Origin of the sequence: Pseudescherichia sp., from assembly GCF_031979925.1 — a bacterium.
Taxonomy (GTDB): Bacteria; Pseudomonadota; Gammaproteobacteria; order Enterobacterales; family Enterobacteriaceae; genus Pseudescherichia.
Map to the genome: position 1 here is coordinate 1 of NZ_DALZFB010000025.1, position 13,479 is coordinate 13,479.

At 57.3% G+C, this 13,479-nt stretch carries 14 protein-coding genes; 7 read left to right on the plus strand and 7 right to left on the minus strand.

The features are described from left to right. Positions 1–232 precede the first annotated feature (232 nt). Both RTM13_RS19975 and RTM13_RS19980 read left to right on the plus strand, forming a co-directional pair. Positions 233–1,075 carry an AraC family transcriptional regulator gene (locus tag RTM13_RS19975; RefSeq protein ID WP_312214479.1) on the plus strand — a complete coding sequence of 281 codons (843 nt, stop codon included), beginning with the start codon at positions 233–235 and terminating at the stop codon, positions 1,073–1,075. Positions 1,076–1,119: 44 nt separating this feature from the next. Next, entirely contained in the window at positions 1,120–1,716 is a 597-nt protein-coding gene (locus RTM13_RS19980) for a LysE family translocator (RefSeq protein WP_312214501.1), read from the plus strand. A 2-nt stretch (positions 1,717–1,718) separates the two neighbouring features. Here the strand turns inward: RTM13_RS19980 and RTM13_RS19985 are convergent, their stop codons facing one another. From RTM13_RS19985 to aspA, 5 genes are all read right to left on the minus strand, one after another. Beyond that, positions 1,719–2,294 carry a transcriptional regulator gene (locus tag RTM13_RS19985; RefSeq protein WP_312214503.1) on the minus strand — a complete coding sequence of 192 codons (576 nt, stop codon included), beginning with the start codon at positions 2,292–2,294 and terminating at the stop codon, positions 1,719–1,721. Between the two features lie 47 nt (positions 2,295–2,341). Further along, complete coding sequence (locus RTM13_RS19990) at positions 2,342–4,024, minus strand: protein-disulfide reductase DsbD (protein ID WP_312214480.1); 1,683 nt, start codon at positions 4,022–4,024, stop codon at positions 2,342–2,344. Beyond that, positions 4,000–4,323 (minus strand): divalent cation tolerance protein CutA, encoded by a 324-nt coding sequence (cutA, locus tag RTM13_RS19995; RefSeq protein ID WP_312214482.1) that lies wholly within the window; start codon positions 4,321–4,323, stop codon positions 4,000–4,002. Before cutA ends, RTM13_RS19990 begins: the two co-directional genes overlap by 25 nt. Before the next feature lie 95 nt (positions 4,324–4,418). Next, positions 4,419–5,720, minus strand: a complete 1,302-nt coding sequence (locus tag RTM13_RS20000; protein WP_312214484.1) for an anaerobic C4-dicarboxylate transporter — start codon at positions 5,718–5,720, stop codon at positions 4,419–4,421. 118 nt (positions 5,721–5,838) lie between these two features. After that, positions 5,839–7,275 carry an aspartate ammonia-lyase gene (gene aspA, locus RTM13_RS20005; RefSeq protein ID WP_312214486.1) on the minus strand — a complete coding sequence of 479 codons (1,437 nt, stop codon included), beginning with the start codon at positions 7,273–7,275 and terminating at the stop codon, positions 5,839–5,841. 303 nt (positions 7,276–7,578) lie between these two features. Here aspA and RTM13_RS20010 point away from each other — a divergent pair, with 303 nt between their 5' ends. Then, positions 7,579–8,049 carry an FxsA family protein gene (locus RTM13_RS20010; protein ID WP_312214488.1) on the plus strand — a complete coding sequence of 157 codons (471 nt, stop codon included), beginning with the start codon at positions 7,579–7,581 and terminating at the stop codon, positions 8,047–8,049. A 46-nt stretch (positions 8,050–8,095) separates the two neighbouring features. On the opposite strand, the gene yjeH is transcribed toward RTM13_RS20010, so the two are convergent. Next, on the minus strand, positions 8,096–9,337 hold the full coding sequence (yjeH, locus tag RTM13_RS20015; RefSeq protein ID WP_312214490.1) for an L-methionine/branched-chain amino acid transporter: 1,242 nt from the start codon (positions 9,335–9,337) through the stop codon (positions 8,096–8,098). A 178-nt stretch (positions 9,338–9,515) separates the two neighbouring features. On the opposite strand from yjeH, the gene RTM13_RS20020 reads away from it, so the two are divergent. The 3 genes from RTM13_RS20020 to RTM13_RS20030 all read left to right on the plus strand — a co-directional run bounded on the left by RTM13_RS20020 (position 9,516) and on the right by RTM13_RS20030 (position 11,991). Then, positions 9,516–9,809 (plus strand): co-chaperone GroES, encoded by a 294-nt coding sequence (locus tag RTM13_RS20020; RefSeq protein WP_312214492.1) that lies wholly within the window; start codon positions 9,516–9,518, stop codon positions 9,807–9,809. Between the two features lie 43 nt (positions 9,810–9,852). After that, positions 9,853–11,499, plus strand: a complete 1,647-nt coding sequence (gene groL, locus RTM13_RS20025) for a chaperonin GroEL (protein WP_312214494.1) — start codon at positions 9,853–9,855, stop codon at positions 11,497–11,499. Between the two features lie 138 nt (positions 11,500–11,637). Continuing rightward, positions 11,638–11,991: a DUF4156 domain-containing protein gene (locus RTM13_RS20030; RefSeq protein WP_312214495.1), complete on the plus strand. Its 354-nt coding sequence runs from the start codon at positions 11,638–11,640 to the stop codon at positions 11,989–11,991. 45 nt (positions 11,992–12,036) lie between these two features. On the opposite strand, the gene epmB is transcribed toward RTM13_RS20030, so the two are convergent. After that, the gene (gene epmB, locus RTM13_RS20035; RefSeq protein WP_312214497.1) at positions 12,037–13,065 is read right to left on the minus strand and encodes an EF-P beta-lysylation protein EpmB; all 1,029 of its coding nucleotides are present in this window, start codon (positions 13,063–13,065) and stop codon (positions 12,037–12,039) included. Between the two features lie 40 nt (positions 13,066–13,105). Here epmB and RTM13_RS20040 point away from each other — a divergent pair. Further along, positions 13,106–13,479 (plus strand): elongation factor P (locus tag RTM13_RS20040; protein ID WP_312214499.1); only part of this gene is annotated, 374 nt, incomplete at its 3' end.

A 13,479-nucleotide genomic window follows, 5' to 3' on the forward strand; every position in this document is an offset into this window, starting at 1 on the left:
CACGGGGATTTTCAATCCCCTGCTCTACCGACTGAGCTATCCGGGCAACGGGGCGTATTAAACCTTGATTGCCCAACATCGTCAATCAAATTTCCGTTAATCGCGTTCAGTTGCTTAACTTTGCGGCAGTTTGCCGCAATCTCAGACGCTTTTACGCCGACCTGCACAAATCTTCCAGACCTTTCATGCTGAATGATTGATGCTACACTCGGGAATTATTCAGGAGGTTGATATGGCAGACTGGCTGGAGCTGCGGCAGCATGCTGATACCGGCATCGAAACCATCCGCGCGCACTTTGAGGGCCATGCCTTCGATCCGCACTGGCATGACAGCTACCTGGTGGGCATCACCCTGACCGGAACCCAGCAGTTTCACTGCCGTCGCGAGCGCCATCGCAGCACGCCGGGGGACGCTTTTCTGCTCGAGCCGGGAGAGATCCACGATGGCGACGCACCGGTAGAGGGCGGCTTTACCTACCTGACGTTTTATCTCGACGAACGCTGGCTGAGCGACACCCTGCGTGGACTGTACGACGCCACGCCCTCAAGCTACTCGCTGCACTTTGACCAGACTATCGCCCGCGCGCCGCAGCTGGTGAATACTATCGCTCAAACCTTTTTTACGCTGCACAACGACGAGATGCGCATCGTGCAGCAGGGCATGATGGATGGCCTGCTCAACCAGCTGACGCACCACTGCCAGTGGCGCAAGCGGCTCTCGGCGCAGCGCCAGAGCGCGGCTATTGCTCATCGGGCGCGGGACTATCTCTACGCTCACCGGGGGGACAACATTGGCCTGGACGACGTGGCGCGGGAGACCGGCACCGATCGCTTCACCCTTACGCGCTGTTTTAAGCGCGAGTTTAACCTCTCGCCCCACGCCTGGCTGATCCAGCTCCGGCTGGCGAGCGCCCGCGCCATGCTGGCAAAAGGAGAGCAGCCCGCCAGCGTTGCGGCGGCGCTGGGCTTTGCTGACCAGAGCCACCTCGGACGCTGGTTCCAGCGGGCCTACCGCCTCTCTCCGGCGCGCTACCGCAGCTTATGCACAAATCTTCCAGACGCGACGATGAAATAACGCGACAGTCAGGACAACGATAATAAGGAGTCCTGCCTGTGAATATGTTCTATGTCTATCTGCCGTTTATGCTGTTTGCCTTCGTGGCGTCAATAACCCCCGGTCCTACCAATATTTTGGTGCTGTCCAGCAGCCAGCGCTTTGGCGTAAAGGCGACGCTGCCAGCGGTGGTGAGCGGCTGTGCGGCTGCCAGCCTGATTGTGCTGGTCTCCGGGGCGGGCGCGGGAGAGATACTGCGCCAGTATCCTCTGGTACGTACCGGATTGAGCTGGGCGGGGGTGCTGTGGCTCAGCTGGATGAGCTGGCAGCTGTTTCGTGCTCCCGCTGCGGAGCTGGGCGGAGAGGCGCAGCGCCCTTTTAGCGTCCGGGCGGCGGCAATGTTACAGTTGATTAACCCCAAAACCTGGATGATGGCGCTGGCGGTGGTGAGCCTGTTTGCGCCCAATGGGGCGCATCCACTGCGGGAGATTGCCGTGATGGCGCTTCTGTTTCTAATCATCTCCCAGCTCTGCCTGATCGTCTGGGCGTTCTGCGGCAGAGCGGTAAACCGTATTTTTCGCACCCCCGCCTCGCTAATCTGGTTTCAGCGGGCGATGGCGCTGTGCCTGTTGATCTCCGCGTGGGCAGGGCTGCTGCTCTGATATCAGGTCAGCGCGCCGCCCTGGCGGCACTGGGCAAAGCGCAGAATATCCTCTGCCAGCCGGTAGGCGGTATCAACGTCTGCCTGGCTGCGGTTGACCAGCATCCGGCTGAGGCAGCCCTCCAGCACCAGCTCCATCTGCCTGGCAACCATAGCCGGATCGTCGACTTCCAGCGACGTCAGCAGCTCGTGGGTGTAGGCGTACGCTGCGCGCTTTTGTTGATCCGCCAGCTGATGAATAGGGTGAGCCGGGTCCGGATAGATGGTGCATGCAGCAATGAACAGGCAGCCGGGATAGCGGTTGTTGGCGACGCACTCGGTTAGCGCCCCATAACGGGCCAGCAGCTTCTGCTCTTTGCTGAGCTTGTCCTCTAGCAGCATCTTTCTGCGCCAGACATCAACCTGCTGGCTCAGGTGACGCAATGCATCGTAATGCAGCGCCTCTTTATCGGGCCAAAAGCGCAAAAACTCGTCCAATGGATAATTAAGACGTTCGGCGATAATTTCGGGCGTCGTGGCAGCAAGGCCTTCGATCTCAAGCCACTGCAATGTTTTCCCTAAGACGTCTTCACGTTGCACGGTGTTCTCCTGCGTTTTTAGAACCATTTTTCCACTCCTGGTGTAGTTTATGGCTGGCGATTGCGCAAATGTCTACTAAAGGCTTCCGCATCCATAAATCCTGCCACCCGTTGCGCTGGCTGCGCATTGCCCTGGGCATCAAAGAACAGAATTGTCGGCAGGCCCGGCACGCCAAGATGGCGAAGCAGGGCGGCATCCTCGGGGCTGTTGGCGGTGACATCCGCCTGGAGCAGCACCGTCTCCTTCAGCGCCGCCTGTACCTGCGGATCGCTGAAGGTGTACTTCTCAAACTCTTTACAGACTACGCACCAGTCGGCGTAGAGATCAAGCATCACCGGTTTACCCCTGGCCTGCGCCAGGGCCTGGTTTAGCCCCTCCACGCTGGCGATGCGGGTAAAGTTAAGGTGCGTCTGCGGGGCGGAGGCGCTGACGCCAAACGCCCAGTCCTGCAGCGGCTTCGCGCTGACCAGCGCCGCACCAAGCAGGACGATCTGTAGCACACGCATCCCGCGGCGGGTACCGCCTAAACAGGTGATAAATGCCCAGCTGAAAAAGGCTACGCCAAGCAGCGACCAGAGGCGCAGGCCCCACGTCTCGCCTAATATACGCTCCAGCAAAAAGACCGGCAGGGCGAGGATCGCAAAACCAAAGGCGATTTTGACCTGCTCCATCCACGGGCCGCTTTTTGGCAGCAGGCGGTTGCCAAACAGAGTCACCAGGATCAGCGGGATACCCATGCCAAGCGCATAGAGATAGAGCGTGCCGCCGCCGAGCCACAGGTTACCGCTCTGGGCAATATAAAGCAGGATGGCGCTGAGCGGGGCAGTGGTGCAAGGGGAGCAGATCAGCCCGGCAATTGCCCCCATCGCAAAGACGCCGACCGGGGAGCCGCCCTGTTGGCGATTGCTCATCAGGCTCAGGCGCGTCTGAACAGACGACGGCAGCTGGAGCGTGAACAGACCAAACATCGACAGCGCCAGCAGGGTGAAAATCACCGACAGCCCGATCAAGACATACGGATGTTGAAGAGCTGCCTGAAACTGTAGCCCGGCGGCGGCCACAACGAGGCCCAGCGCAGTGTAAGTGAGGGCCATGCCCTGCACGTAGAGTACGGTCAGCAGCAACGCCCGTCCGGTGGAGAGACGCGCTTTGCCCCCCAGCACGATGCCGGAGATGAGCGGATACATCGGCAGCACGCAAGGGGTAAAAGCAATGCCTATCCCGATCAGCAGTGCCCACAGCGCCGAGAAGGGCAGAGAGGTTGCGGTCGGCGCTGGATCATTCGGCACGCTTTGCGCCAGCGGCAGTACTTCGCTAACCGGTATCACTTTAGTCTCTGGCGGATAGCAGTAGCCCGCCGCCGCGCAGCCCTGGTAGGTTACGGTCAGCGTCGCCGCTTTGTTGGCCGAACGCACCGTTACCGGCAGGCTAAGCCGCTGGCGATAAATTTCGCTGGTGCCGAAGAATTCGTCTTTGTGGCTCTCGCCCTGTGGGAGCTGGAGCGGGGCGATATCCGCCTGTGCGGGCGTCACGTTGATCTGCTGACGATAGAGGTAGTAGCCCTCTTTAATCTGCCAGTTGAGCGTCAGGTCGTGCTGGTTTTGCTGAAAGTCGAAGGCAAATGCGCTGTCAGCGGGAACGAACTTCGCGGAGCCGGGCGCGTCAAATAGCCCGGCAAAGGCGGACGTACTGCAAAACAGCAGGATTAGCGTAAGGATGCGTTGAGCCATGAGAGGTAGTCGTTGTCTCCGTGTGCGACGGGCAGCACTAATAGTTCAGGGGTCTGATACGGATGGTGCGATTTCAGGCAGGCCAGCAGCGCCTCCTGGTGCGCGGTGGTGCTTTTCAGCAGCATCTGGACCTCGTACTCCTGCTCCAGCTTGCCTTCCCAGTAGTAGAGCGAGGTGGCACCGGGCAGGATGGTGACGCAGGCGGCGAGTTTATCCGCCAGCACTTTGGCCGCCAGGTCCTGGGCGGTGGCTTCATCCGGGGCGGTACAGAGCACAACGACAGCATCAGGCGTATTCATCGGCAATCTCGTATCAGACGAAAAAAGGCACTATAGCACGCCGCTGGCTGGGGATTAATCAACCGGGCCGCCAGGCAGCCCGATTTTAATGACATTTACAACAGGATGCCGCCAATAACGAAGCCCAAAATCACACAGAGGGCGATGGCGATCACGCCGGGGATCAAGAAGGCGTGGTTGAAGACATACTTGCCGATGCGTGTCGAGCCGGTGTCGTCCATCTCTACTGCCGCCAGCAGCGTTGGGTAGGTGGGGAGCACAAACAGCGCCGACACGGCGGCGAATGAGGCGATGGCGGTTAGAGGGCTGACGCCGAGCAGCAGTGCGGCGGGCATCAGCGCTTTGGTGGTCGCGGCCTGGGAGTAGAGTAGGGTAGCGGCAAAAAAGAGCACTACCGCCAGCAGCCACGGATAGCTGTGTAGCAGATCACCCGCCACGCTCTGAATATCCTCAATGTGGCTCTTCACGAAGGTGTCCCCGAGCCAGGCCACGCCCAGCACGCAGATACAGGCGCTCATCCCGGACTTAAAAGTTCCGGCGTTGAGGATCTCGCCGGTATCTACCTTGCAGCTCAGGCAGATCAGCGTGGCGATGGTGAGCATAAACACCACTATCGCCTCGTTGCGCGGCAGCACCGGCTTGGTAATCAGGCCCACCGTCGGGCTGATGATGGTGGCATAGACCATCACCGCGACAATGCCGATCAGGAACAGCATCACCGAGCGTTTAGCGTGCGGCTTGAGCTGGAAAACCTGATTACCACGCAGCTTCACTTCGCCCTTGGCCAACCGCTCCTGATAGACCGGATCGTCCTTTAATTCAGCGCCGAGGAAGTTGCATACCACGGCGGTGAGCATGATGGCGATCAGGGTTGCTGGAATGCAGATCGCCAGCAGCGTCAGGTAGCTGACGCCTAACGGTTCAAGGATCCCGGCAAAAAACACCACCGCCGCTGAAATGGGCGAGGCGGTGATGGCGATCTGCGAGGCCACCACGGCGATAGAGAGCGGGCGTGAGGGACGGATGCCCTGCTCTTTTGCCACCTCGGTGATCACCGGCAGCGTAGAGAACGCGGTGTGTCCGGTACCGGCGAGAATAGTCATAAACCAGGTTACCAGCGGCGCAAGGAAGGTGATGTGTTTAGGATGGCGGCGCAGCAGGCGCTCCGCCAGGCTGACCAGGTAGTCCATCCCCCCGGCGACCTGCATGGCAGCAATGGCAGCGATCACCGCCATGATGATTTCGATAACGTCAAAGGGGATCGCGCCGGGCTTGATCTGGAAGAAGAGCGTCAGGACGAGCACGCCAAGCCCACCGGCAAAACCGATGCCGATACCGCCGAGTCTGGCACCCAGGTATATCGCCAGCAGGACAATCACAAGTTCCGCAGCAAACATAGTTGGCTTCCTTGAAGTGTTTACAAGTTGATATTGATTTGTTGAATTTTAGTAGCGTCTACAAACAAAAAGGCACGTCATCGCTGACGTGCCTTTGAGGTCTTACCCGGTTGAGAGGTTACTGTTCGCTCTCATCCGTATACCGTTTTGCTTTATAGGCCGGGTGCATCAGGTTTTGCGCTGAGAAGATATCATCCAGCTCCGCCTCGGTCAGCAGGCCGCGCTCGAGAACGACCTCACGCACGCTCTTGCCCGTTTCGGCACAGATTTTACCAACAATATCGCCGTTGTGGTGGCCGATGAACGGGTTGAGATAGGTAACAATGCCAATTGAGTTATAAACGTAGCTCTCACATACCGCTTTGTTGGCGGTGATGCCGTTGATGCATTTCTCCAGCAGGTTGTAGCAAGCATTGGTCAGGATGTGGATCGACTCAAACATTGCCTGGCCGATGACCGGCTCCATTACGTTGAGCTGTAGCTGACCGGCCTCGGAAGCCATCGTCACCGTGGTGTCGTTACCGATAACCTTGAAGCAGACCTGATTCACCACCTCTGGCACCACCGGGTTTACCTTGGCGGGCATGATAGAGGAGCCAGCCTGTAACTCCGGCAGGTTGATCTCATTCAGGCCAGCACGCGGGCCGGAAGAGAGCAGGCGCAGGTCGTTACAAATTTTAGAGAGCTTAACCGCCAGACGCTTCAGCGAGCTGTGGACCATGACGTACGCGCCGCAGTCGGAGGTGGCTTCGATCAGATCTTCCGCCGGCACCACCGGTAGGTTGCTCACCTCTGCCAGCTTCTGCACTGCCAGCTGCTGATAGCCGTCCGGGGTATTCAGACGCGTGCCGATCGCCGTCGCGCCGAGGTTCACCTCGAGCAGCAGTTCGGCGGTGCGCAGCAGGTTGCGTGTCTCTTCATTGAGCAAGACGTTAAAGGCATGGAACTCCTGGCCTAACGTCATTGGCACCGCATCCTGCAGCTGGGTGCGGCCCATTTTCAGAATGTCTTTGAACTCAACGGCCTTGTTCTGGAAGCCTTCCCCGAGCTGGTTGATGGCGTCCACCAGCTTAACGATAGAGGCGTAGACCGCGATGCGGAAACCGGTCGGGTAAGCGTCGTTAGTGGACTGGCACTTGTTAACGTGATCGTTCGGGTTCAGGTACTGGTAGTCGCCTTTCTGGTGACCCATCAGCTCGAGGCCGATGTTTGCCAGCACTTCATTGGTGTTCATGTTCACAGAGGTGCCCGCGCCGCCCTGATAGACGTCGACCGGGAACTGATCCATGCATTTACCGTTATTCAGGACTTCATCGCATGCGGCGACGATTGCATTCGCCACGCTTTTGGGAATGGTGTGCAGCTCTTTATTCGCCAGCGCTGCGGCTTTCTTTACCATCACCATGCCACGCACAAACTCAGGGATGTCGCTGATTTTGCTGTTGCTGATGTAGAAATTCTCAATCGCTCTCAGAGTGTGGATGCCGTAGTAAGCGTCCGCTGGTACTTCCCTTGTGCCCAACAAATCTTCTTCGATACGAATGCTGTTTAACATGTGAACCTTCTTTTTCAAGCTGCGAATGAATGTACTAAACACACAGTACGTTTGGGGTTTTGTGTGTTTGCTGACCGACGATTATTTCCTTAATCGGCCACGTACCCGGGATCATATGCTGATGATAGCGAAATGCCGTAATCTGGATCACTTATTATCTTAGTCGTTGCATTAGTTTTAATGATTTGTGAAATGCATCACCGGCCAGAGATTTTCTGGAAACCTGGCGTGCAATCCTATTGAATTATTACTATTAAGCACCATCTCAACAGGATGCACGTCGCAAACCTACAGGAGACGCCAGTGCGCTGGATACCGCTAATTGCAATATTTTTATATGTTTACATTGAAATCTCGATTTTTATTCAGGTCGCCCATGTCTTTGGCGTCCTGCTCACGCTGGTGCTGGTGATCTTTACCTCGGTCATCGGCATGTCGCTGGTGCGTAACCAGGGTTTTAAAAACATTTTGCTGATGCAGCAGAAGATGGCCGCCGGAGAGAGTCCCGCGGCGGAGATGATTAAGAGCGTGTCGCTGATGATTGCCGGACTGCTGCTCCTGCTGCCGGGCTTCTTTACCGATCTGCTCGGCCTGCTGCTGCTCCTGCCGCCGGTGCAGAAGCTGCTGACTCTGCGCCTGCTTCCGCATCTGCGCTTCTCCCGGATGCCGGGCGGCGGATTTAGCACCGGGAGCCAGGGCGGCCAGACCTTTGACGGTGAGTACCAGCGCAAGGATGACCAGCGCGACCGTCTCGATCATAAAGACGATAAATAAGTGTTATTGCCCGGTGGCGCTTCGCTTACCGGGCCTACATTTGTTTTTAATGCACGATGGCGCGTTTGGGTAAAAACCACCACAGCGCCGCCAGCATAATAGTGGCGTAGAGGCTCTTCCAGCCCACCATCGCCAGCAGCAGCAGACAGAGTAGGCCACCCAACGCTGCCAGCGCCCGGTAATGCCCCTTCAGTAAACGACACCCCGCCAGCATGCACAGCAGATAGATCATAATGAAAATGCCGTTGGCGTAGATAATCAGCGCGTCGAGGTTGATCTCCAGCACGTAGATAACCAACGTGCTGATAACGCAGCAGAGCAGTACCGCATTCAGCGCGTTAAAGGGGATCTGACGTTTTGAGAGCTGTGCCAGGCGACCCTGCGGGTTGTACATCGCCTGGGACCAAACCAGGCGGGCGAAACTCTGAATGTAGATGTTGAGGCTGGCGAAGCAGGCCAGGTAGCCGATCACGCAGGCGACCCACAGCGCCTTCTCACCAAACAGCTGCACTACAATGCCCGGCAGCGAGGCGGCCGCAGCACGATCGACGCCGTAAGCGTCAAAATGCAGCACAATCACCGTGCAGGCCCAGTAGACGAAGCCGGCCAGCAGCAGACCAATCATCAGTGCGCGGGGGAAATCCCGCTCCGGACGTTTAAATTCAGAGGCCAGATGGGCAAATGCTTCAAGACCGACGAAGCACCAGAACATCACCGACAGGGCGGCAAACAGCCCGGAGGCGTCGACGTCCAGCGGAGCAGGGAAGGGGATCTCATTTACGGTGAGATCGCCATACCACCAGACGGCGGCAATCAGCGCCACGATCAGGGCAGCGACCAGGGTTTGCAGATTAGCGCTGGAGCTGGCCCCTCGTGTCCCCACCGCCCACACCAGCAGCAGCGTGCCCAGCTCGGCCATCAGCAGCAGCGGACCATGCCAGCCAAACAGCGCCTGCCAGAAGCCCGCGGCAATGTGCAGCGCGGCAGGCAGCCCCACCGGGATCACCGACAGAAAGAGCCAGCCCGTGACGCGCTCCAGGCGCGGGCCAAACGCCATACCGACAAAGTGGGCGACGCCGCCCGCGCTGGGAAAGTGCCGCCCGAGCAGGGCAAAGACAATCGCAATGGGGAAAACCAGCACGATCAGTACCGGCCACGCCCACAGACTGTTGTTGCCCGCCACCAGCGCTGCCAGCGCAGGCACGGCAAACACGCCGGTACCTAATAGTGAGGTTGATAACAGCCCCACGCCCTGAGCCAGTCCCAGCTCCTGTTTTAAGCCACTCATCTATTATTATCCTGCCCCTGTCCAAAGAGCGATGATGGTAACACTTTCATAAATTTTTTTTCGTTGGCCCCTTGAAGGGGTAAAAACCCATCCCCATCTCTCTCGTCACCAGCCGGGAAGAGAAAAGGAACCGGCGTCATCCATAACCGATACTGACTTTCTCAAAGGAGAGCTATCAATGAGTATTCGTCCACTACATGACCGTGTCATCGTCAAGCGTAAAGAAGTCGAGTCTAAATCAGCTGGCGGCATCGTTCTGACCGGTAGTGCTGCTGGTAAATCTACTCGTGGCGAAATCATCGCTGTCGGTAAAGGCCGTATTCTCGAAAACGGATCTGTGCAGCCGCTGGACGTGAAAGTCGGCGATATCGTTATTTTCAACGATGGCTACGGCGTGAAAGCAGAAAAAATCGACGATCAGGAAGTGCTGATCATGCCCGAATCCGACATTCTGGCAATTGTTGAAGCGTAATCCACGCGCGAACTGAACCATACGAATTTAAGGGAAAAAGAAAATGGCAGCTAAAGACGTAAAATTCGGTAACGACGCCCGTGTGAAAATGCTGCGTGGCGTGAACGTGCTGGCAGATGCAGTGAAAGTGACCCTGGGCCCGAAAGGCCGTAACGTCGTTCTGGATAAATCTTTCGGTGCACCGACCATTACTAAAGACGGTGTTTCCGTTGCGCGTGAAATCGAGCTGGAAGACAAGTTCGAGAACATGGGCGCGCAGATGGTAAAAGAAGTGGCTTCCAAAGCGAACGACGCTGCGGGCGACGGTACCACCACTGCAACCGTACTGGCTCAGTCCATCATCACCGAAGGCCTGAAAGCCGTTGCTGCGGGCATGAACCCGATGGATCTGAAACGCGGTATCGATAAGGCTGTTATCGCCGCCGTTGAAGAGCTGAAAACCCTCTCCGTACCGTGCTCTGACTCCCGTGCTATTGCTCAGGTAGGCACCATCTCTGCTAACTCCGACGAAACCGTGGGTACTCTGATCGCGCAGGCGATGGAGAAAGTGGGCAAAGAGGGCGTTATCACCGTTGAAGAAGGCACCGGCCTGCAGGACGAGCTGGACGTTGTAGAAGGTATGCAGTTTGACCGTGGCTACCTCTCCCCTTACTTCATCAACAAGCCGGAAACAGGCTCCATCGAACTGGAAAGCCCGTTCATCCTGCTGGCTGATAAAAAAATCTCCAACATCCGCGAAATGCTGCCGGTGCTGGAAGCCGTTGCCAAAGCTGGCAAGCCGCTGCTGATTATCGCTGAAGACGTTGAAGGCGAAGCGCTGGCGACCCTGGTGGTTAACACCATGCGCGGTATCGTGAAAGTGGCTGCGGTGAAAGCACCGGGCTTCGGCGATCGTCGTAAAGCCATGCTGCAGGATATCGCTATTCTGACCGGCGGTACCGTAATCTCTGAAGAGATCGGTATGGAGCTGGAAAAAGCGACCCTGGAAGACCTGGGTCAGGCGAAACGCGTTGTGATCAACAAAGACACCACCACCATCATCGATGGCGTGGGTGAAGAAGCGGCCATTCAGGGTCGTGTTTCTCAGATCCGTCAGCAGATCGAAGAAGTGACCTCCGATTATGACCGTGAAAAACTGCAGGAGCGCGTAGCGAAACTGGCAGGCGGCGTAGCGGTAATCAAAGTCGGTGCTGCTACCGAAGTTGAAATGAAAGAGAAGAAAGCCCGCGTTGAAGATGCCCTGCATGCTACCCGTGCTGCGGTTGAAGAGGGCGTGGTTGCCGGTGGTGGCGTAGCGCTGATCCGCGTTGCCAGCAAAATCGCCGATCTGAAAGGTCAGAACGAAGATCAGAACGTCGGTATCAAAGTTGCGCTGCGCGCAATGGAAGCACCGCTGCGTCAGATCGTGCTCAACTGCGGTGAAGAGCCGTCTGTTGTTGCCAACACCGTGAAAGCGGGCGACGGTAACTACGGTTACAACGCTGCGACCGAAGAGTACGGCAACATGATCGACATGGGTATCCTGGATCCGACCAAAGTGACCCGTTCTGCTCTGCAGTACGCGGCCTCCGTTGCCGGTCTGATGATCACCACCGAGTGCATGGTGACCGACCTGCCGAAAGCTGACGCACCTGACTTAGGCGGCGCTGGCGGTATGGGCGGCATGGGTGGAATGGGCGGCATGATGTAATCATGTTGTTCTGCACCTCGCAGAAATAAAGAGAAACCCCCGGGCAGAAATGTCCGGGGGTTTTTCTTTTGGTCATCTTTTTAGTATAAGGTTTAGACACGGACAGGTTGTGTCCAGCTGATAAGAACGAGGAAGAAAATGCGCATAAAAGTTTCTGCAGGGATCGTAGGTGCGGCACTGCTGCTGGCAGGCTGTAGTTCCAGCAATACCTTAACCGCAGGCGGGCAGAGCGTTCGCTTTGTGGAAGATAAGCCGGGCGCGGAGTGCCACTATATTGGCACCGCCACGGGCAAGCAGAGCAACTGGCTCTCTGGCCAGCATGGTGAAGAGGGTGGCTCCATGCGCGGCGCGGCCATATCGCTGCGTAACCACGCCGCCGAGATGGGTGGCAACGTTCTCTACAGCGTCACCAGTCCTACCCAAGGCTTTATGTCGAGCTTTGTTCCGACCGCCAGCGAAATGAACGGCCAGGTCTATAAGTGCCCGAATTGATTAGCTGCAACGCCGGGCGGCACTGCGTTTGCCCGGCCTACGGGTTTAACTCTGGCGTAGCTGCAGATCCAGCGGTGTCTTGCTCGGCTCGCCGCCGATCTCCCGCGCCAGGCGTGGCACCATATAGCCCGATACCAGCGTCAACAGCTCGCGCATAATCTGGCGGGCTTCATCATCCGTCACCATAAAATGCGCCGCGCCCTGAACCTTATCCAGCACGTGCAGGTAGTAGGGCATGACACCCGCATCAAACAGCGCGTTGCTGAGATCCGCCAGCGTCTGGGCACTGTCGTTAACGCCGCGCAGCAGCACGCTCTGGTTAAGCAGCGTCACGCCCGCGGCGCGCAGCGTCGTCATGGCCTGACGAAACGAGGCATCAATCTCCTGAGCGTGATTGATGTGGTTAACCAGCAGGATCTGCAGTGACGAGCGGGCAAAGCGTGATGCCAGCGTATCGGTGATACGCGCCGGGATCACAATCGGCAGCCGACTGTGAATGCGCAGACGCTTCACATGCGGAATAGCCTCCAGCTGGGTCAACAGCCACTCCAGCTCATGATCTTTTGCCATCAGCGGATCGCCGCCGGAGAAGATGATCTCATCCAGCTCAGGATGCGCGGAAATATAATCCAGTGCAGCCTGCCAGTTACGCTTGTTGCCCTGATTATCGGCGTAGGGGAAGTGACGGCGGAAGCAGTAGCGACAGTTTACCGCGCAGCCACCCTTCACCAGCAGCAGGGCGCGGTTACGGTATTTATGCAGCAGTCCGGGGACAACGCTATGCTGCTCATCAAGCGGATCGGTGCTGAATCCGGGGGCGGCAACAAACTCCTCCTGCGAGGTAAGTACCTGTCTTAGCAGCGGATCGTTGGGATTTCCCCGCTCCATCCGCGCGACAAACGCCCGGGGGACACGCAGGGCAAACAGGCGTTTCGCCGCCCTTCCTGCGAGCAGATTTTCATCGGCGTCTATATTTAACAGACGCAGTAGTTCATCCGGATCGGTAATTACATCGGCAAGTTGTACTAACCAATCTTCTCTGGATGGGGTATTTAGGGTTACAATATGCGCCATTTTGTGGCTTAGCTACCAGTTATCAATTTCAGAGGGCCTTATGGCGACTTACTATAGCAACGATTTTCGTGCTGGTCTTAAAATCATGATGGATGGCGAACCGTATGCGGTTGAAGCCAGTGAATTCGTTAAACCAGGCAAAGGCCAGGCTTTCGCCCGCGTTAAGCTGCGCCGTCTGCTGACTGGCACCCGCGTTGAGAAAACCTTCAAATCTACCGACTCCGCTGAAGGCGCAGACGTTGTAGATATGAACCTGACTTACCTCTACAACGACGGTGAGTTCTACCACTTCATGAATAACCAGACCTTCGAGCAGCTGGCTGCCGATGAGAAAGCGGTTGGCGAGAACGCTAAATGGCTGCTGGATCAGGCTGAGTGCATCGTGACCCTGTGGAACGGCCAGCCTATCGCTGT

What these genes read in the sequence shown, in the direction of transcription:
- RTM13_RS19975 (WP_312214479.1), top strand. Translation starts at nt 233, where the DNA reads ATGGCAGACTGGCTGGAGCTGCGGCAGCATGCTGATACCGGCATCGAA.
- RTM13_RS19980 (WP_312214501.1), top strand. Translation starts at nt 1,120, where the DNA reads ATGTTCTATGTCTATCTGCCGTTTATGCTGTTTGCCTTCGTGGCGTCA.
- RTM13_RS19990 (WP_312214480.1), bottom strand. Translation starts at nt 4,024, where the DNA reads ATGGCTCAACGCATCCTTACGCTAATCCTGCTGTTTTGCAGTACGTCC.
- cutA (WP_312214482.1), bottom strand. Translation starts at nt 4,323, where the DNA reads ATGAATACGCCTGATGCTGTCGTTGTGCTCTGTACCGCCCCGGATGAA.
- RTM13_RS20000 (WP_312214484.1), bottom strand. Translation starts at nt 5,720, where the DNA reads ATGTTTGCTGCGGAACTTGTGATTGTCCTGCTGGCGATATACCTGGGT.
- aspA (WP_312214486.1), bottom strand. Translation starts at nt 7,275, where the DNA reads ATGTTAAACAGCATTCGTATCGAAGAAGATTTGTTGGGCACAAGGGAA.
- yjeH (WP_312214490.1), bottom strand. Translation starts at nt 9,337, where the DNA reads ATGAGTGGCTTAAAACAGGAGCTGGGACTGGCTCAGGGCGTGGGGCTG.
- RTM13_RS20020 (WP_312214492.1), top strand. Translation starts at nt 9,516, where the DNA reads ATGAGTATTCGTCCACTACATGACCGTGTCATCGTCAAGCGTAAAGAA.
- groL (WP_312214494.1), top strand. Translation starts at nt 9,853, where the DNA reads ATGGCAGCTAAAGACGTAAAATTCGGTAACGACGCCCGTGTGAAAATG.
- RTM13_RS20030 (WP_312214495.1), top strand. Translation starts at nt 11,638, where the DNA reads ATGCGCATAAAAGTTTCTGCAGGGATCGTAGGTGCGGCACTGCTGCTG.
- epmB (WP_312214497.1), bottom strand. Translation starts at nt 13,065, where the DNA reads ATGGCGCATATTGTAACCCTAAATACCCCATCCAGAGAAGATTGGTTA.